This is a genomic window from Candidatus Woesearchaeota archaeon, from assembly GCA_016180285.1.
Classification (GTDB): Archaea; Nanobdellota; Nanobdellia; order Woesearchaeales; family JACPBO01; genus JACPBO01.
On record JACPBO010000044.1, the window covers coordinates 1 to 17,871 of the forward strand.

General features: G+C 39.2%; 17 protein-coding genes and 1 pseudogene. 7 read left to right on the forward strand and 11 right to left on the reverse strand.

Going from position 1 to position 17,871, the window contains the following annotated elements; genetic code table 11:
- From HYU07_07405 to HYU07_07415, 3 genes are all read left to right on the forward strand, one after another.
- Positions 1-265: hypothetical protein (locus HYU07_07405; protein MBI2130025.1), on the forward strand; the 265-nt coding region annotated here is incomplete at its 5' end.
- 18 nt (positions 266-283) lie between these two features.
- Positions 284-1,570 carry a hypothetical protein gene (locus HYU07_07410; protein ID MBI2130026.1) on the forward strand — a complete coding sequence of 429 codons (1,287 nt, stop codon included), beginning with the start codon at positions 284-286 and terminating at the stop codon, positions 1,568-1,570.
- Positions 1,571-1,633: 63 nt separating this feature from the next.
- Complete coding sequence (locus HYU07_07415) at positions 1,634-2,695, forward strand: RNA 3'-terminal phosphate cyclase (GenBank protein MBI2130027.1); 1,062 nt, start codon at positions 1,634-1,636, stop codon at positions 2,693-2,695.
- Here HYU07_07415 and HYU07_07420 read toward each other — a convergent pair.
- Positions 2,688-4,316, reverse strand: coding sequence for a hypothetical protein (locus HYU07_07420; protein MBI2130028.1), 1,629 nt, complete (start codon positions 4,314-4,316; stop codon positions 2,688-2,690). The genes HYU07_07415 and HYU07_07420 overlap by 8 nt on opposite strands.
- A gap of 97 nt (positions 4,317-4,413) precedes the next feature.
- Between HYU07_07420 and HYU07_07425 the strand changes: the two genes are divergently transcribed.
- Genes HYU07_07425 through HYU07_07435 form a run of 3 tightly spaced genes read left to right on the forward strand, consistent with a single transcriptional unit; the run spans position 4,414 to position 5,485 of the window.
- Complete coding sequence (locus HYU07_07425; protein MBI2130029.1) at positions 4,414-4,983, forward strand: hypothetical protein; 570 nt, start codon at positions 4,414-4,416, stop codon at positions 4,981-4,983.
- Positions 4,984-5,034: 51 nt separating this feature from the next.
- Complete coding sequence (locus HYU07_07430; GenBank protein ID MBI2130030.1) at positions 5,035-5,208, forward strand: RNA-binding protein; 174 nt, start codon at positions 5,035-5,037, stop codon at positions 5,206-5,208.
- A 1-nt stretch (position 5,209) separates the two neighbouring features.
- Positions 5,210-5,485 carry an elongation factor 1-beta gene (locus HYU07_07435; GenBank protein ID MBI2130031.1) on the forward strand — a complete coding sequence of 92 codons (276 nt, stop codon included), beginning with the start codon at positions 5,210-5,212 and terminating at the stop codon, positions 5,483-5,485.
- On the opposite strand, the gene HYU07_07440 is transcribed toward HYU07_07435, so the two are convergent.
- The gene (locus tag HYU07_07440) at positions 5,486-6,517 is read right to left on the reverse strand and encodes a tRNA (guanine(10)-N(2))-dimethyltransferase (GenBank protein ID MBI2130032.1); all 1,032 of its coding nucleotides are present in this window, start codon (positions 6,515-6,517) and stop codon (positions 5,486-5,488) included.
- A gap of 86 nt (positions 6,518-6,603) precedes the next feature.
- Here HYU07_07440 and infB point away from each other — a divergent pair, with 86 nt between their 5' ends.
- Complete coding sequence (gene infB / locus HYU07_07445) at positions 6,604-8,370, forward strand: translation initiation factor IF-2 (GenBank protein ID MBI2130033.1); 1,767 nt, start codon at positions 6,604-6,606, stop codon at positions 8,368-8,370.
- On the opposite strand, the gene HYU07_07450 is transcribed toward infB, so the two are convergent.
- The 9 genes and pseudogenes from HYU07_07450 to HYU07_07490 all read right to left on the reverse strand — a co-directional run bounded on the left by HYU07_07450 (position 8,367) and on the right by HYU07_07490 (position 17,814).
- Complete coding sequence (locus HYU07_07450; GenBank protein ID MBI2130034.1) at positions 8,367-8,912, reverse strand: hypothetical protein; 546 nt, start codon at positions 8,910-8,912, stop codon at positions 8,367-8,369. The genes infB and HYU07_07450 overlap by 4 nt on opposite strands.
- 40 nt (positions 8,913-8,952) lie before the next feature.
- A complete protein-coding gene (locus tag HYU07_07455) occupies positions 8,953-9,804 on the reverse strand; it encodes a DUF58 domain-containing protein (GenBank protein ID MBI2130035.1) in 852 nt (283 codons plus the stop codon).
- Positions 9,801-10,334 carry a MoxR family ATPase gene (locus HYU07_07460; protein ID MBI2130036.1) on the reverse strand — a complete coding sequence of 178 codons (534 nt, stop codon included), beginning with the start codon at positions 10,332-10,334 and terminating at the stop codon, positions 9,801-9,803. Before HYU07_07460 ends, HYU07_07455 begins: the two co-directional genes overlap by 4 nt.
- Positions 10,335-11,822: 1,488 nt before the next feature.
- Positions 11,823-12,302, reverse strand: a pseudogene (locus HYU07_07465) (AAA family ATPase).
- A gap of 60 nt (positions 12,303-12,362) precedes the next feature.
- A complete protein-coding gene (locus HYU07_07470; GenBank protein MBI2130037.1) occupies positions 12,363-12,728 on the reverse strand; it encodes a hypothetical protein in 366 nt (121 codons plus the stop codon).
- Positions 12,703-13,095 carry a hypothetical protein gene (locus tag HYU07_07475; GenBank protein ID MBI2130038.1) on the reverse strand — a complete coding sequence of 131 codons (393 nt, stop codon included), beginning with the start codon at positions 13,093-13,095 and terminating at the stop codon, positions 12,703-12,705. The genes HYU07_07470 and HYU07_07475 overlap by 26 nt, the downstream gene beginning before the upstream one ends.
- 11 nt (positions 13,096-13,106) lie before the next feature.
- Positions 13,107-13,616, reverse strand: coding sequence for a hypothetical protein (locus HYU07_07480; GenBank protein ID MBI2130039.1), 510 nt, complete (start codon positions 13,614-13,616; stop codon positions 13,107-13,109).
- Positions 13,617-13,642: 26 nt separating this feature from the next.
- Entirely contained in the window at positions 13,643-16,012 is a 2,370-nt protein-coding gene (locus HYU07_07485) for a VWA domain-containing protein (GenBank protein ID MBI2130040.1), read from the reverse strand.
- Positions 16,012-17,814, reverse strand: coding sequence for a BatA domain-containing protein (locus tag HYU07_07490; protein ID MBI2130041.1), 1,803 nt, complete (start codon positions 17,812-17,814; stop codon positions 16,012-16,014). Before HYU07_07490 ends, HYU07_07485 begins: the two co-directional genes overlap by 1 nt.
- Positions 17,815-17,871: the final 57 nt, after the last annotated feature.

The window sequence follows — 17,871 nt, forward strand, 5'->3', positions numbered from 1 at the left end:
AGAAAAACTGGAGGGCTCTGAATGGGATAATATTGAAGTGATAAGTGATGGTGCAAATAATATCTATGCTTACAAATTCAACAGAAAAGATTTAGGCAAACCTGTTTATGTTGCATGGAAGGATGATTTTGGAGAAGAATCAAAACAGGAAACAGCAGCTCAGAAGCCAGAAGCAAAAAGCGGAGCAAAAGGCAAATGCGGGGATGGGGTATGCGGGCCAGTTGAAAAGGCAAATCCAGAGGTATGCCCGCAGGACTGCAAATAAAAGAGGAATGAAAATAATATGGGCAAAAAAATAGTAATTTCAATTGTAACAATTGCAATTTTTATTGTATTAATTATTACAGCTTTTTCTTGGTACTTGAGTCTGCATTCAGAGAAATTATCTCTTGTCAAGGTAAATACCTATGATGTGACTCCAAAGACCAACGAGCCACTTAAGTCTTGGAGGCCTGAAATCCAGAAAATAGGGGATAAGTTCTATTACGCTTTTAATACAGGAGAAAGATTTGCCCTTGTTATCCTTGATGAGAATTTTAATCAGGAAGGCTATCTTAATCTTTTTTCAGGAGACAATGCAGGTTATTTTCCCACAGACATAAGAACCTCCAGGGATGATAAAGGGAATTTTTGGTATGCTTTCGAGAATGCCCGGCGCAACAAGACTGCTTTAATTGAGAAATGTGAGCAAGAGAAAAGGTGCGATATCAATAAAAACGGCATTGCGATTTATTCTGCAATTTCGCTAATAAAAATCAAGACTGAAGCAATTTCCGGGTGCGTCACTTCCCCAGAGCTGATTCAGCTGGTTGGTGAAAATTGCTTTAAAGGAAAACATGCCAGCGATGACCCTACGCCTTTCTTTCATAATGGCAGATATTATGTCTTGAGAAGGTCGCACTTTAGCCCTGTCCAGAATATAATAGAATATGACTCTGAATTTAATGAGCTAAATAGGTATATTATAGATTTATCAAGCTTCATCGGGGATAATGGTGTGTCCCAGAATACTGTTGTAGAGATTGATGGAAAATTATACCTGATTGGGGGCGTTGGAATTGGGAAGCCAATTGCTCCAGATTCTGCATCTTCTATTTATGCCTTTGAGTTGGCTTATGATCTAAATTCTGCTTCCAATTCTATAAAGCTTACAAATTATGCAGGGGAATTCAATACCCGAGTTACTTCTGCGCGATATAAAGATGGAATATTGTACATAACCTACCTTAACAATCATCAAGATGATTTCTCGATGTATCTTGAGGCTTTTGATGTAAAAAATAATTTTGCATCTCTTAGCAGGGTCAGGGCTTTTGACTGGCGTGAGAATAATATTGAGGTTTCAGGCGATAAAATTTATGTCGCTTATGTTGGCGATGATTACAGGCTATATCTGGCAGAATTTGAATGGAGAAAAGGAGGCTCTGAGAGTGAACAAACCACTAATCAAGTTAATGCAAAACAAACACTTAAACAACAAAACAAAGACCAGACACATCCTTATTGCGGCGACGGCATCTGCGGGCCTGTGGAGAAAGAAAAGGGAATTTGCCCGCAGGATTGCCAGTAATTATGTGAATGTTTAACTTGATTTTCAACAACTTTTTTAAAGGATATTCATTTCCTTTATGTTATGATAGCTATTGATGGCAATTATCTTGAAGGCGGAGGCCAGATCGTAAGGACAGCCCTTGCTCTATCAGCTATAACAGGCAAATCTTTTGAAGTTCATGATATACGGAAAGGAAGAAAGGATCCAGGCCTTAAGGCCCAGCATCTTTACTGCATTAAGTCATTAGGCCAATTATGCAATGCCAAAACTGAAGGAGCTGAACTTGGCTCAACTTATCTTAAATTTGAGCCTGATAGAATAAAGGCAAAAGATATTGAGATTGACATTGGAACTGCCGGATCAATAACTCTTTTATTGCAGTCCTTATTGCTGCCCTGCCTGTTTGCCGATAAAAAGATGAAGCTTGCAATAAAAGGCGGGACAGACGTGTCATGGAGCATGCCTTTTGATTACTTCAGAAATGTTTTTATTCCGCATGTTGGTGGTTTCTGCAGCAAGCTCAATGTTGATCTGATAAGAAGAGGCCATTATCCTAAAGGCGGAGGCGTGGTTGAGATTGACATCAAGCCGAAATATAAATTGAGTGATTTTAAGAATTTTGAAGAGTTTTATTGTTTTTTAAAAAAAGAAAATAAAAAAATCGAACTAACAGAGCGTGGCGAATTAATAAAGATAAAAGGCATATCGAATGCAACAAAAAGCCTGGAAAAAGCAAATGTTGCTGAAAGGCAAAGCTCAGCTGCAAAATCCCTGCTTAAAAAATATGGCTGCCCCATCGACATTCTGTCAGAATACTGCGACAGCTATTCTGACGGCAGCGCAATTGTCCTGTGGGCTGTTTTCCAGAATGCAATAATCGGGGCAGACTGCCTGGGGGAGAGGGGCAAGAAAGCAGAGATTGTCGGGGAAGAAGCTGCAAAAAAGCTTGCTGAAGAGATAAGCTCAGGAGCTGCTGTTGATGAGCATCTTGCAGACAACTTAATTCCGTTTTTAGGCCTTTTTGGAGGGAAGATAAAAACATCGAAGATCAGCAATCATACATTGACGAACATTTACGTTGTTGAGAATTTTCTGGATGTGGAGTTTAGTGTTGATGAGAAAGAGAAAATAATTTCTATCTAAGCATCGCCAGATTTATATCATTATAAAGCTCCCTTATTGTGTTCAGAAGGATTCTCCTTTCATCTTCTTCAAGCTTCATGCTGTAGAACTGATCCCTTAGCTGGCTGTAGAACTGCTTTGCTGCGATCAGCTGGCCTGACTCAATTGCATCCCTGCAGTTTTTTATCAAGGCATCAAATTTGCCAGGCTCTGCCTCTACTTTCTTCGGCCTTCTTTCAAAATATTCAGCGCTTTTAATGCCTTTTGGAGAGAGTTTCTGCTTTGTCAGATCAACAAACTCATTAAATTCTTTCTCTTCGATCTCTTCAGCTTCATCTGAATAGCGCTGCTCTTTGTTTTTAAGGTGCAAGAATTCCTTTTCCATTGCGCCTTCCCTTCTATCCAGCTCTTTTTCCTTGTCCTTAAGCATTTCCTTTGTCACAACAGACTGCAGCATTATCTGATCCAGTTTTCTCTGCTCTTCATTAATCTTCTTGCTCAGCTTTTCATGCATATCTTCCAATGAAGGCAGGTCTGCTTTTAGTTCTTTAATGCGTCCAGCCTTTTCCCTGTCTCTTCTTGATTGCTCTTTTTCTTTTGCAAGCATCAATCTGTCATATTCGAGCTTTTTCTGCAGCTTATCCATATATGCCAGTTTTTTATTCACTTCAAATTCCTTCTTATCTATTGTCTGCCTCTCTGAAGTTATCTTCCCAACTGTGGCTATGATTTCAGAATCCTTTTTCTCAAGATTTGCTATATCCTCTTCAATCTTATTGACTTGCGCTGAGAAATCTGCAACACCCATAAATTGCGTGACAGCATCCAGTTTTTTCTCCTTCTCCATCCATGCGCCTGCCAACTGCTTCAATCTTTCTTTCTGCTCAGTTAAAAGGACTTGAAGCTGATCCTTGCTTTTCGCTATCTGCCCCTGGAATTGCTTCAATATTAATGCTTTCTTTGCATTTATTTTTTCAAGCTCTGCTAATTCTCTCCTTCTTTCATCGTTTTCCTTTCTTGATGCAAGTATTGATTTTTCAAAATCGCTGCTTCTTTGATTGAAAAGATGCTCCTGCTTTGATATTTCATCTTCTTTCTTTTTTAATGATTTTTCCAATTCGTCAAGCTTTGCATACTTCCTCTTATCACCGGATATTTGTTTCTTCTCAAATGTTAGCCTCTCTTCTTTGCCTAAAAGCTCGTTCTCTCTTTCTTTTATCTCATTTTCAATCTGCTTCAGAATATTCCTTCTTTCCCTCAGCTCATTATCATGCACGCGCCTTAAAGTTTCCAAGTAATCCAGATCGCGCTTATAGGCGTCTTCCCTTTCTTTCAGCTCTTTTTCCTTCTTATCCAAAGCTTTCTTTTTAACATCTATTGGCTTTTCAAGCAGGGCTGTTATTGCTGACCTTTCCCCTTCCCTGAGCTTTTTTTCCTCTTCTTCAAATTTCGGCAGCTGCAATTTCTTGGAGGGCTGTTTTAACTCCTTCAGCTTAGGCAGCTCAGCCTTTTTCGGGGCTTCCTTTAATTTCATGGAAAAAGGCGATGAATCTGGCGGTGGAGGCGGCGGTGGCATATCTATGTCTTTCATTGCTTCTGCCTCTTTTTTCCTTTTAAGTAGAGAATCTAATATCCCCATCATTGGGATAGGGAAATGCTTTATTTAAATACTTTTGTTGTATCTCTGGAAAGGTAAAAAACAAAAGATTTATAAGTATTATTTTACTTAGACAAATAAAATGGAGCAAAATACAACAAGTAACATGGAAGAGAGGGAAAAAGAAATTAAAAACCACCATAGGACCTTAAGTGATAAAATCCTATCAGGAAGTAAACGGCTTTTCTTTGCAGGAGTTTTGGTAGGTCTCTTAAGTGGGGTTGGTTCGCTAATAAAAATAGCGTCCGTTACAGATAGGTATGAAAATGCTACGCCTATTGTTAGAACATACAATCAAGCACAACAATTATTAAGCTCCCTTAATGGGGTGAATCTTGAATTAAGCCACATCGTAGAATATGTAGTTCCTGAAACAATTCAAAAAAATCTGGATGAAGTTTTGGGGCAGCAGTGGACGGCTAGCCGACGTTTGGATGATGTCATCATGAAAGTTGAACAGAAGCTGGCAGAAATGAAGAACATTGAGGCAGTTGATGCATACCAAAAAAGAATTGATCGTATATATCATTATGGAACGAGGGGCGGAAATGTCGCTCTTGCGCTTATTGCACTCTCAATTCTATTTCCGTGTTGTTATTCTGCAACAAATATAAAAAAAGATGCAGAAATTTCAGTTTTGGCCAATCCTTAAAAAGCGAAACAAAAAGATTTATAAATGACTTGCTTATTTTGTATAATCATGATGGCTGAAAAATTATTATGCGGGACATGCAAGAGAAGAATTGCAAACAAAGAAGGCTCTGTTATCATCAAATGCCCCAGCTGCGGCAAAGGCGACATAGTGAGATGCTACCATTGCAGGGAGATCTCAGCAAAATACAAGTGCGACCAATGCGGTTTTGAAGGGCCAAATTAAAATGGCAGTTGTCTATGTAACTATCAAAATAATGCCTGAAAGCCCTGATTCTGATTTAAGCAAAATAGAGGAATCTGCGAAAGAGCTTATTGTAAAATTCGGCGGCAATATTGCCCAAGCAGAGCATGAGCCTGTTGCTTTCGGGCTGAAGGCCGTGAAGATAATATTCTCCATGGATGAAAAGAAAGGCAGCACAGACCCGCTTGAAGACCTGTTAAGGAATGTTGATGAGGTTGAAAGCGTGGAAGTTGTAGATGTGAGAAGAGGAATTGGATGATTATTTCAAAATTTTAATTAATTCATTTAATATCATGTCTGATTTTATCCCTTCCGGATCGAAATGCGTCTCTGACGCCTTGTAGCCGATCTTTTTTATCTTTTCAATTATGACCTGCTTTTTAGGGATTGTTTTCAAGCGATTTCTTTCAGCTATTTTGGACATATTGTAAAATCCGATTGTATTTATTTTTGACTCATCTTTGATGATTCTTAACAGACTGTAGCTTTCTTCCCTGCTGTTTTTGGACATATTATCAACTAATTTTTCATCCCATAATGGCCCAATCCATAATGGACCGGCATTTTCAAACATCCCGTGCTGCCTTATGATTTCATCAACCTCTTTTGTTCCCTTCTCACACCTTAAAAAAACCCTGAAGTAATGGTCTTTGTAATAAGAAAAAATCGGAGTCAGCGCCTTGTCATACTGCATGGCTATTAGCTGTATTTTTCTGATCAATATCCTCAATCCGATTTCATGCATCAGCTCGTTTCTTAACGGAACTGCCCAGTACTTTCTTTGGCATGCTTCCGGATAAGTGCCGCATAACGGAGCTGTGTCTGTTGCTGTAACTGCCAATATGCCTTCTCTTGAAAGCCTTTTTGCAGCAGAATCAAGGAAAGGATTTGGCGTTCCGAATGGGTCAATATCAATATAATCAAATCCAGATGAATTCAAAATAAACAGGTTTGCGTCTTCATTAGTTATTTTTATTTTTTTATTCTTGATCTTATTTAATTTTAAATTGTTTTTAAAATGCCTTATAAAATCCTTCGAATAATCATTCACAGATATTTCTTTTATTTTATCTTCATTTAACTCCGATAAAAATCTTAGTGACCTTATACCGGAGCCAGCCAATGGATCTGCTATTTGGAAATTGGCTTTGTCTATTGTGTTTAACAGCAAAACTGAGATGTCCCTGTTCAGCTTCATCACTGGATTATAGAAGACTGGCATTTGTTTGGAGATCTTTTCAGCTTCTTTAATGTATATTTTTGCTCTTCCTTCCTGGATTGTTTGGTTCATAATGAACGTAGAATGTGAGCCAATATTAAAACCTTTTTATAGACAAAACAACAAACTTTAAAAGAACCCTTTTATTCCTTATTCTTATGGCGCAGATCAGAAGCCTCATTTGCACAATAGTGGGGCATGTGGATCATGGAAAGACCTCAATTTTAGACAGAATTAGAGGCACTGCTGTTGCAAAAGGAGAGGCTGGCGGAATAACCCAAGCAATAGGAGCTTCAATTATTCCGATTGAGGTGATCAAAAAGATATGCGGCAATTTACTTGCATCATTGAAGCTAAAGATAACTATTCCCGGCTTATTGTTTATTGACACTCCTGGCCATGCTGCTTTCACAAACTTAAGGAAAAGAGGCGGAAATCTTGCAGATATCGCTATTGTTGTTATTGACATCAATGAGGGCTTTAAGCCGCAGACTATTGAGGCAATTGAGATCCTAAGGCAGTACAAGACGCCATTCATCATAGCTGCGAACAAGATTGATGTTATTGGCGGCTGGGCTTCTGACACTAGTGCAACTATTGTTTCCAACATTTCAAAGCAAAGCGAAAAAGTAAGGGAAGAGTTTGACAAAAAGCTTTATGCAATTGTTTCAAAGATTTATGAAAAATTCAGCCTGAATGCAGAAAGATTTGACAGGGTTGAAGACTATACAAAGCAGATTGCCATTATCCCGACATCTGCAGTAAGCGGAGAGGGAATTCCTGAATTGCTGATGGTTCTAACAGGATTGGCGCAGAAATTCTTAGAGGAAAATTTAAAGTTTGATGCTTCCGGAGATGCAAAAGGAACAGTTTTAGAAGTCAAGGAAGAAACCGGGTTGGGGAAAACAGTTGATGCAATAATCTATGACGGGCATTTAAACATAGGTGATACAATTGTAATCGGGGGCTTGGAAAAGCCAATCATAGCCAAAGTCAAGGCATTGCTGCAGCCAATGCCTCTTGCTGAAATGAGGGACAAAAAAACAAAGTTTCTTGCTGTAAAGGAAGTTTTTGCTGCAACCGGCGTTAAAATCTCTGCCCCCGATATTGAAGACGTTGTTGCCGGAATGCCCCTGAGAAGCGCAGGAAAGGAGCTTGAAAAAGCAAAAGAGGAAGTTCAGAAAGAAGTCGAGGAAGTGATGCTTGAAACATCAAAAGAAGGGGTTGTCATAAAAGCTGACAGCCTTGGCAGTTTGGAAGCTCTAAATAAAATGCTTGTTGAAAAAGGCATAAAAGTCCAAAAAGCCTCAATTGGCAATATAAACAAAAAAGACATCGGAGATGCAGAGTCAATGTTTGAGAAGGATCCTCTGCAGGCAGTTATTCTCGGCTTCAATGTTGAAAAAGAATCCGGCATTAAAAGCGAGAAAGCCAAAATAATTATGGGCAATATAATTTACAGGCTGATAGAAGAGCTTGAGAACTGGCAGGCAGAAGAAAAAAAGAAAGAGGAAACAAGGGAATTGGATCTATTAGTAAGGCCGTGCAAAATACAGGTTTTAACTGGTTATGTGTTCAGGCAGAGCCATCCTGCAATTGTCGGAGTGGAAATCTTAGTTGGCAAAGCAAAGGTTGACATGCCAATTATGAAAGCAGACGGAAAAGAGCTTTCAAAGATAAGAAGCATGCAGGTAGAGCAGGAAAACGTAACAGCAGCTGAAAAAGGAAAGCAGATTGCAATGGCATTCGATAATGTTACAGTCGGAAGGCAGCTGTTTGAAGGCGATGTTCTTTATTCCTCGATCCCGGAAGGCAATTTCAGGAAATTAAAGACACTGACAAGGCTTCTTATGCAGGATGAGCTTAAGGTGATGAAAGAGATCGCAGAGATCAAAAGAAAAGAAGATTCAATGTGGGGGATTTAATGATACCTTGCCTCAAACGGCAGCTCTGACTTTACTTTCTGCCTGATCTCGATCTCTGAGAGATGGGGATACTGCACATGCTTCACTTCGTGAAACTTGACTTCTTCAAAATCTGAGCCGTACAATGTTTCAAGGATCTCTATCACATTCAATCCGGGAAACGCCCTTCCCAAAACGCCAAATCCAAGGTGAGCCTGCGGCGCCCTTCTTATTGTTACACCTGACGGAATAAATGTGTAATGAGCCTCTGCAGGCTTTATGATCTTCGGAGAATAATAATAAATGGCTTTCGGCTTGTTTTTGTTTTTCTCTTTCTCCGCAATGTAAGAATATTCTATATTTTTGGTTTTAAACGGCTTTGTTTTAGGGATTTTAAGTTTTATTGCATTGATTCTTTCAGACTGTTTTTCTTCATTTTCTTTTTTACTTATTTCAATTTTTTTATCTGTTTCACTTTTATCAACATAATGCATCAGAATTCTATCTACATCAGTGTTCTGTATTTTTTCTATTGCTGTTTGGATCTCTAATAAAGGGTCCATAATAAGAGGAATTTTTTATAAGTATTTAATATTTCTTGTTTTACCCGACACAAACCTTGAAGAACGCATCAAACAGTTTCATGTCTGTTGAAACAGAAAAGAACCTTGCCCTTACATCATTGCATGCCTGCTCGATCTTTGCATTATGCTCGCCTAACTGCCCCTGGTATCTTTTCCTGAGATAGGGGCTTATATAAGTCTGCATAAGCTGCCCTGTTTCAGAATCCTTTAATTTGTAATCACCTTCCAGATTCAGGTCAACTTCAACCGGGTCAAGCACCTGTATCAGCTTTATTTCATGATGCTTCAGCCTGTAAAGGGTGTTTTTAATCTCCTCAGGATTATACAGGAAATCAGAGATTATCACAACAAGCGATTTTGATGTTATTAATTTTTTATATTTTGCAAGCGACTCTTCGAATTTCGAAAGCCCTTTCGGATCTTTCTCGGACAAGTAACTGAATATTGTAGCAAGCTGCCTTCTTCCCTTCCTGGGCCTGAATAACTCTAATTTATCAGAAAAAGTTGAAAGAACAAATTTTTCATTATTCTTCATTGCCAGATATGCAAAGCCCATGCCCAGCATTGAGGCATATTCTGCTTTCTTAACCTGCTTCCCGAATTTCATGCTTGAGCTGAAGTCAAGCACAATGTGGATAACAAGATTGCGCTCTTCTTCATATCTCTTCACAAATAATTTATTGGTGCGGGCATAAACTCTCCAGTCAATTGTCCTAATATCCTCGCCAGGAGCATACATTGTGAAATCCTTGAAAACAAGCCCTTTGCCCCTGAACGGGGTTTTTCTCTCTCCGGAAAATGAAGAGGTTATCCTTTTATTTACAATTATGCTGAAACGGTCCAGCTGCTTAAGAAATTCGAGGTCAATCATTTGACTAGCTTCTTGATTACATCATCTTCTGACAGGTTCTGGCGCTCTGCATCAAAACTGAGTATTATCCTGTGCCTTAAGACCGGGTACATCATTGCAGCAACGTCATCCTTGCTGACATATTTCCTTCCCTCTACAAGAGCGCGGGCTTTGGCAGCAAGAACCAGGCCGATGGATGCGCGGGGAGATGCGCCGTACTCTATAAGATCTTTTTTCTTCCTGCTTTCGGCCACAATATCCACTATGTGTTTTTTAATATCATTTGCAATAGGCACCTGCCTCGTTATATTTTGAAGCTCCAAAAGCATTTTTTTCGAGATAACCGGCTTAAGCTCCCTATCTCGCATTACTTCCGTATATTTGTTGATTATTTCAAGCTCTTCGTCATAAGTCGGATAATTCACTTTTATTTTAAGTAGGAAACGGTCGCTCTGCGCTTCTGGCAAAGGGTATGTATTGTGGTTTATTCCGCAGCCGCCAAAGCCGGCAACATAGTTTTGCAATGCAGGCACTGTCAGCCCAAAAGCCATACCCTCAGAAGCCGAGTATTCTATTGATTTTACTTTATCATAATATACGTCTTCGCTCAATAATGTTTCACAGTAATTTAACAAAGTTTCTGCTTCTTTTAAAACAGCAGAATGTTGTTCTATTAAAAATTCCTTGATCTGCACAGTCTTTGCTGAAATGCCATCGCTGTATAAGTTCCACACATGGTCTTTTGATATGCTCAAATTTTCTGAAATTTCAGTTATAGGCGTACCAATTCCTGCTGCAAATCTGCGCGGGTTGCTCTCCAAGAGACAGGAAAAGTCAGCAGATTTTCTAATATTGATTTCGTTTTTAATATCAGTTACAAATCCTTTTAAAGAATCAACCGACATGACGATTTCGCCTTCTTTAATTCCTTTATAACTGCCGTACCACTGCCTTGATGTGATGCTTTTACGGCCTTTTAATGTATGGAAACTATTCAGCCCAAGCAATTCCACTAGCCTTAAGATGGATTTTCTGTCAACAGGCACAACCCTGAAACTGGATTTAGCGGTCCTGTCTAAAGCCATATTCTTAATTTTGTCATCAGAAACCCAGCCTATATTTTTGATAAAGTTTATGAAGTCTCTGCCTTGAATCTTTAATCTGAAGACCCGCCCATCATGTCTTATCCATGACATCATCCCTTCACGCAAGAGCATGTAGGATATTATGCTGACATTCTTTGCACTTTTTTGTGTAAAAACAATTCTGTTATCCCTAAGCGAAGATTCCAGCGAAATGAATGTTTTTAAAAATTCGCGGTTCATCTCAGCTGGAAGGCTTAAGAACCACGAAGGAATTTCTTTGTCTTTGCCGCCACTTATTCCAAAACGGATTTTCAAATATTCGACAAGCGGCTTTGAATAAATTCTTGCATATCTGCAGCCTCTGTTTGTCGAAACAGAAGGGTTGAATCCGTATTTTTTGGATACTGCAATAAACTTATCGAGAGCTTCTGGATAATTCTTTTGCACTGCTTCAACACATTTTTCTCCAATTGAGCCGTCTGACAACAGGAAAGCTGACCAGAATGCGAAATCTTCGTCAAAAATAATTTCTTTTAGTATTGGCTTTTGCGTCATTAAGGAAATTGCCTCATCATGCGATATTGTCTTTTGAGGCTCAATTGCAGGCAATTTAGCAGGATTTACTAAATAATCCTGTTTTGTCAAGTCCTCTGCTTTTTTCCAGGCGATAATGCCGTTTTCATTTACCAAGAATGGGTGATTTTTTGTAACGCTTAGCTTCTTGCCAGTTTTTGTTGTTATGGCTATCATCTCGTCATTGTACGGCAGTGTATAAAGCAAACACTTTTGTTTTTCTAATTTTCCAGAAAGGTTAAGGCTGAATGTCCATGAATCAATATCATAAAGCCGTATTCCCCTTTCATCCTCAGCAATGCAGCTGTCCTGAGCTAAATTTAGTAATTCCTTGCCTGTTTTTAATTGCCCATTAATAAATACTGTTTCGTTTAGTGACAAGCTTCCCTCTTGCTCAATTGGGTTCTGAGTTGCAATGACAAAGAAAGGAAGATCGAGCTTAAATGTCTCATTTCCGACTGTCACTTGCTTTTCCTGCATTGCTTCAAGCAGAGCAGACTGTGTTTTTGGCGTTGCCCTGTTGATCTCGTCTGCAAGAACAACATTCGCAAATACAGGGCCGTACTGGAACTTAAACGCATTTTTGCCAGAGCTTGTTGTTTCTATCATATATGTGCCTGTTATATCAGACGGCATCAGATCAGGAGTTCCCTGTATCCTTGCAAACCTTAAGTCCATAAGATTAGCCAATGTCTTGACAGCCAATGTTTTTGCCAGTCCCGGATAGCCCTCTATCAGGGCATGTGAATCTGCCAGCAAAGCAACAAGCATCTGCTTAAGAGCTTCATCCTGGCCGACAATCACTTTTTTCGCTTCCTTGAACAGAAGATCAAACACCTTTTTTGCATCGTCTATTATCATCTTATCACCTTTTTTATTGCTGTTTGTTATCTTTCTTTTTAAATTTATTGAAAATGATGATTACTTCTGCGTCAAACTATTGAAATAATTCTTCACAATCTTCTGGTAGCTCAATGGAATGTCCTCCTTGAACGTCGTGTCTGAGGAAGCATAGACATCGTAAGGATATGATTCGCCAAACTTCTTTTTTTCAGCTTCCTTTAATTCGTTTATATTGATGTCTGATGACAAAGGGTTAAGCTGAAGCTTTATTTCTTCCTGCCCAAGCTCTGCAACTGATTTGTTGCCGTAAATGGAAGAATCATTCTGCTCAAAATCAACCTTTTCATGCCTTGCGTAATATCTCGGAAGGGCTTTTCCGATATCCTGCACAGCCGCGTTGAAGTCAAGAAAATGCACATTAAGCGCAGATGCAAATATTATCAAAAAAGACAGGACAAACAGCGCAAGAAGCCTTTTTCACTTCTTTCATCTTTTTCAAAACTTCCTTATTTAATTCATCAACCACCTCATTGCTCTTATCCAGGTTATCTGCAACCGTTATCAGCTGCTCTTTTAAATTCGGCACTTTCTCTTCGACATAATTGTACCTGGCCATCTGGATTCTTTTTCTCATGTCATACGCGAAGAATGCAATAAACGGAATTAATGCAAAATACCATTTTACCCTTATTAATGAAAACAGAAAAACACAGCCAAGCAGGACTATAAGGGAATAAAGCAGGCTGTCAAATACGTTGATTGTTACTAAAACCTCTTTCACCTCCTTTAGTGCCTGTTCTATGCCGCGCATTTTAACCTTAATCAGCATGTAGTTGAATTAGTGTATCCTGCAAGTATAGTTCTGCATGAGCTTAGCTTTGACTTATAGCTGTTGATGTCGCCGGTCAATGTTGTTATCTGAGCATTTAAGCTCGTTATTTCGATTTTTTTGTTTGCAATATCCGTTGTTGCTGCAAACAGCTGGTTTGCTGTATCCTTCAGGTCAGCATCTAATTTTGCCTTTTCCAGAAGCAATTTAGCCTTTTCAGCTTCAAGGGTTTCCTTCTCTCCTTTTACTTCAGTATACTTTTCTGTGAACTGCACTTCCCTTTCTGACTTTAATGAGAGCTCTTCCCTTATTTTTGTCAGCGCTGCCTGCTCCTGCTCCAGCTGCTTTGAAACATTATTCAGCTGGGCAAGTTTTTTATTGTAATCGTTGTTTATTTTCTCAAAATTATTTTGAAAGTAGATTGATGCTGCTGCAAGCGCTACTGCGCTGACTATTATGAGCGCCAGAAGCAAAAGGTTTGCGTTTTTGGTTATATAGGACATTTTATATCAGTTAATTTTCTCTGTTTTTATTCTTTTCTATACCCTCTCCTTATAAATATCTCAATCAGCAGAATAACAATTGCTGCGATTATAAACGGCCATCTGATGCTTTCTTTTGATGTTATCTGCCTCATTGATTTTGTTTTTGTGTAATCTATGATCTCCTCCAGCTGGTTCGAATTAAAAAATTTTCCCCCTGTGCTTTCAACAAGGCTCCTTAATTTTTCATTAACGCCAATGTACTCAAGCTCCTTTGGATAGTTTGCAGCGAATACAGCCCCATATGCATTTGTAAAGCCGGTTTTTTCAGGAGTCAAGGTTGCTGAATATGTGTTCTCGCCGATCTTTACAAGATTTTCATAAGCAGGAAGTGTTTCTGATTTTATTGTTGCTTCAGTTGGCTCGTTAACCCTTGTATCCGGAATGTCAACAGACTGCTTGCTTCGCCTTTCTGGATCGCCTATTGCCCAGTTCATCGACCTTACAATTAATTTTGAATTGTCTTCAGCAAGAAGCTCTGCTGCCCATCTTGTTCCGTCATCTGTTGCAATTGTTATAACCTTTCCCAGGCCAAGGCGCCAGGCATTCACTATTGGGTTTCCGTTGTCTGTTGTTACGAGCATCTTTGCTGTTGATTTCGGAACAACTGCATTATAGCCTGTAATTGTTGCTTTCAAATCCAGGTCGCTCGTTATGAAATGATCCCTGTCAAGCACAACAAGGCTGAATTCATTAGACTGCCTGTTCTTGTCAACATCCCCGAAAAGTATTTTCAGCCTTGATGAGTCTGTTGCCCTGAAATAAATGCCATTTGATAGCGAAGCAAGCTGTTTCATTAAAATTTCGTTTGTTGAAGGCCCTACACCCACTGTATATATTTTTATTCCGTTGTTTGCTGCAAGCTTTGCAGATGCTATTGCATCATCATCCTGCTGGGACTGGCCATCGCTTATAAGTATTATATTCTTGCTTCCCTTTAGTGTCCTTAAAATATCTATTGACTTCATTATGCCCAGGCCGATTAATGTGCCTCCCTGGTCCTGCAGGCTTGCAATCTTATCATCCAAATCAACTTTTTCCATTACATAGCTTGGCTCTGAAACCAGATAAGCTTTGTTGTTGAATGCAATAACAGCCAGCTTGTCATCAAATTTAAGGTCCTGAAGAACCCCGATTGCAAGCGCCTTTTCAACATCAACTGTTTTTCCCTTTACTCCAAACATTGCGCCTGTGCTGCCTGATATGTCGATCAAAATAACAACATTGACATCGCCCTCTTTTTTTCCGGGAGTTGCGACAAAAGAAGGCAGCAAAAGCTCAAAAACAGAATCCTTGTAGTTGCCCCTTTCAAATGCGCTCGGTCCGCCAACAACAACCATGCCATTGCCGTCTGATATGAAGCTTGTAAACTTATCAACTTCATCATTGAGCTTGCCTGCCTTTACGTTATTTATTACAACTGAATAATACTGCTCAAGAGCGCTTGGAACAGAGCTTTTAATATCAACATCATACAGCTTATTCAGCAATATCGCCAAAGGCGAGCTTTCTTCTGAAACAAACAATATTTTTGGCCTTTGGACAACCTTGACTGTTTTATAATATATATTGTTTTCGCTGAAATAGTCATTTATATCGAGTTTTGCTGTTATTTTGTGATAGCCGATGCTGAATGAATGTTTTATCTGAATCTGCTTTTTGCTCGTTACATCATTATAAACAGCATTGCCGTCAATATCAACTGCAACATGATAAGAGCCTATATTTCCTGCTGCTGCTATATCTATGACAAATGTTTCCTCTGTGCCTTCTGTTGTTTTTGACGGGCCTGCTATTACGATGCGGGCATCATCATGCTCTGGCTGCAGGTTAACTGCATTTATTGTTGCATTCATTTTTGCTGCATAAAAGGCAACATCTCCCAAGTCAGCGCCTATGTTGTTGTTGCCGTCAGAAAAGAGAAGTATGCTGCCGTATTGGCCAATATCCGAGAGAATGGAATCTCCGATATCTGAGCTGTATTCTGAGCCGAATACCTTGAATTCAGAATGTGTTTTTTTCTCAAGCTGGGATGCCAGCAAAGATGCCTCGTTTTTGAACAATTTCATTGATGTGGAATTATCAGCAATCAGCTTTACAACAGCATCTCCTCCAAGGGTTTTTTGCATTTCAATGAAAGGAGAGGCAATAGCGATAAATACGCATATGAATATCAAAGTTCTCGTAACATGCATCCATTTTCTCGTCTTTATTTTTCTGTCTATGAATTCCTTGTCTTCCCTTATTTTCACAAATTCTGTCCTCAGAGTAAGGAAAATCAATACAAGAAAAACTGCAAGTATTAAGATAACATAAGGATATTCCACGTGCTTAAACGCGTATGATATGAAGTTCATTATATCTCGCCTCTTATTTTTATATAAAGCAATTCTAGCATCAAGATAAGCGCGGATGCAATAAGCAGGGGAATTTCGAGCTGGAATTTTCTCTGCTCCTTTACAGGCTTTAAAACAAATTCCTCGCCTTTCTGGCCGTATGATTCAGACGGCGCAATGTTTGATTCGCGCTCATTCAGAAGATTGACTGCAATAGTTTTGCCTCCGACTTTGTACAATCCCTGCTCTTCTAAAATCAATGTTGCCTGCTTTATCTTCTTTGACGGAGTTTCTATTGTTTCTACCTTATCAAGGATCAGCATATTACCTGTCCTGTAATTAAGGCTTTTTATGTCCATCCTGTCAATAAGCGAGTTAAGCAGCTCTGTCCAAAAGATAGGATAATCAGGAGAGAACTTGAAATCTGATGCCTTTTCAAGGATTCCGTAATAAAATACATTGCCGCTTCCCCTCTTTTCCGTTGATAACATCGAGCTGTTTGATGCTGATGCAATGACTGTTCCTTTGTGGGCTCTTGTTGAAAAATAAGAATTAACCCTGCCGAAATTTATGTTTTTTGTAAATTTAGTTGTTTGTTCTGTGTTTATGAAGGCGCTTTCTGCAGTTCCTGTAATTGCAAGAGGCAATGCCCCCCTATAGTCTATACTTGCGGATTCCTCCTGCGCATGGATAATCAAGCTTGCTCCATCATTTACCCTTTTCAGTAGATCCTCGAATGTGCCCGGCAATATCTGCGCTTTGTCAATGTTATGAATTATATAAATGTCATAGCTGTCTTTCGCAATTATCGGCGGCTCTGATATTGAAACATCAACAGCTCCGGATGCCTTCAATGCATTTGCAAGGAATGCGGACTGGTTGTTTGTTATTAATAACACTCTTATTTTTTTATTGGATGGAACGCTCATATACGCTATGTTGTCAACTGCAAAATCATCCTTTGTTTTTATTTCCAGCTTTGTAATGCCTGGCGGAGTTTCAAATGAATATGCTTCTGTTGATTTTGGGTTGATTGTCAGCTCTGTTTCCTTGCTGCCAACAGCGAGCTTTATTGTTTTTATCTCTTCATTAAAATTCTTTATGTATGCTGTTGTCGAACCCTCCTTTATATTGATGTCTGTAAATCCAACATTGCCTGAGCTTTTGCTCCTGACATTGATGAAATCAACTGAAAGGCCTTTTGAAAGCAGAACTTTTTTCGCAACATTAGGATCCTGGCCGCCTGTATTGATGAAGTCGCTTATTGCAATAACGCGGCCTTTTTTACCGGACATTAATTCACCTGCAAGTATTATGGCATCACCTATTTTTGAGGCTGTGCCCAATGGCTTCAGTGTTTTTAAATAATCCGATGTTTCGCCTGATGATGCATCCTGCAATGCAACTAATGGTGCGTCTTTTGCGAGAACAACGGTATTTCTTCTTCCGATAAGGCTTTGGGCCTTTTCTATTATTTTGTCAAAAATGAGTTTTGAGTCCTCAACTGACTTTGAGCTTGCTGAAACATCTATCACAAAAACAGTGTTTTCTGAAGAAACATCATGGCTGTACATCTTATAGGGCTGCGCAATTGAGAATGCCAGAGAAGCTAAGACAATCAGCTGCATCAGAAAAATAAGGTCCCTTATGAATGTCTTGAAGAATGATGTTATCCTGCTCATTTTTGACTGGCGCATGAAGAACATCAATGAAGGAATATTCATCTCCTTTGGCTTTGGCCGTATGAGATAAAGAACGATGAATGGGGCAAGGAACAGCAATGCCCACAATCCAAGCATATAGCCGATTTGAATTAGTGCCATGATTTCAACCTATTCTAATTTGTTTATAAAACTTGTTGTATTTTATTTGCATCTTTT

Bases quoted from the DNA above. Each gene is read 5' to 3' on its own strand.
- HYU07_07410 (MBI2130026.1), top strand. From the start codon at position 284: ATGGGCAAAAAAATAGTAATTTCAATTGTAACAATTGCAATTTTTATT.
- HYU07_07415 (MBI2130027.1), top strand. From the start codon at position 1,634: ATGATAGCTATTGATGGCAATTATCTTGAAGGCGGAGGCCAGATCGTA.
- HYU07_07420 (MBI2130028.1), bottom strand. From the start codon at position 4,316: ATGATGGGGATATTAGATTCTCTACTTAAAAGGAAAAAAGAGGCAGAA.
- HYU07_07425 (MBI2130029.1), top strand. From the start codon at position 4,414: ATGGAGCAAAATACAACAAGTAACATGGAAGAGAGGGAAAAAGAAATT.
- HYU07_07430 (MBI2130030.1), top strand. From the start codon at position 5,035: ATGGCTGAAAAATTATTATGCGGGACATGCAAGAGAAGAATTGCAAAC.
- HYU07_07435 (MBI2130031.1), top strand. From the start codon at position 5,210: ATGGCAGTTGTCTATGTAACTATCAAAATAATGCCTGAAAGCCCTGAT.
- HYU07_07440 (MBI2130032.1), bottom strand. From the start codon at position 6,517: ATGAACCAAACAATCCAGGAAGGAAGAGCAAAAATATACATTAAAGAA.
- infB (MBI2130033.1), top strand. From the start codon at position 6,604: ATGGCGCAGATCAGAAGCCTCATTTGCACAATAGTGGGGCATGTGGAT.
- HYU07_07450 (MBI2130034.1), bottom strand. From the start codon at position 8,912: ATGGACCCTTTATTAGAGATCCAAACAGCAATAGAAAAAATACAGAAC.
- HYU07_07455 (MBI2130035.1), bottom strand. From the start codon at position 9,804: ATGATTGACCTCGAATTTCTTAAGCAGCTGGACCGTTTCAGCATAATT.
- HYU07_07460 (MBI2130036.1), bottom strand. From the start codon at position 10,334: ATGGCTTTTGGGCTGACAGTGCCTGCATTGCAAAACTATGTTGCCGGC.
- HYU07_07475 (MBI2130038.1), bottom strand. From the start codon at position 13,095: ATGCGCGGCATAGAACAGGCACTAAAGGAGGTGAAAGAGGTTTTAGTA.
- HYU07_07480 (MBI2130039.1), bottom strand. From the start codon at position 13,616: ATGTCCTATATAACCAAAAACGCAAACCTTTTGCTTCTGGCGCTCATA.
- HYU07_07485 (MBI2130040.1), bottom strand. From the start codon at position 16,012: ATGAACTTCATATCATACGCGTTTAAGCACGTGGAATATCCTTATGTT.
- HYU07_07490 (MBI2130041.1), bottom strand. From the start codon at position 17,814: ATGGCACTAATTCAAATCGGCTATATGCTTGGATTGTGGGCATTGCTG.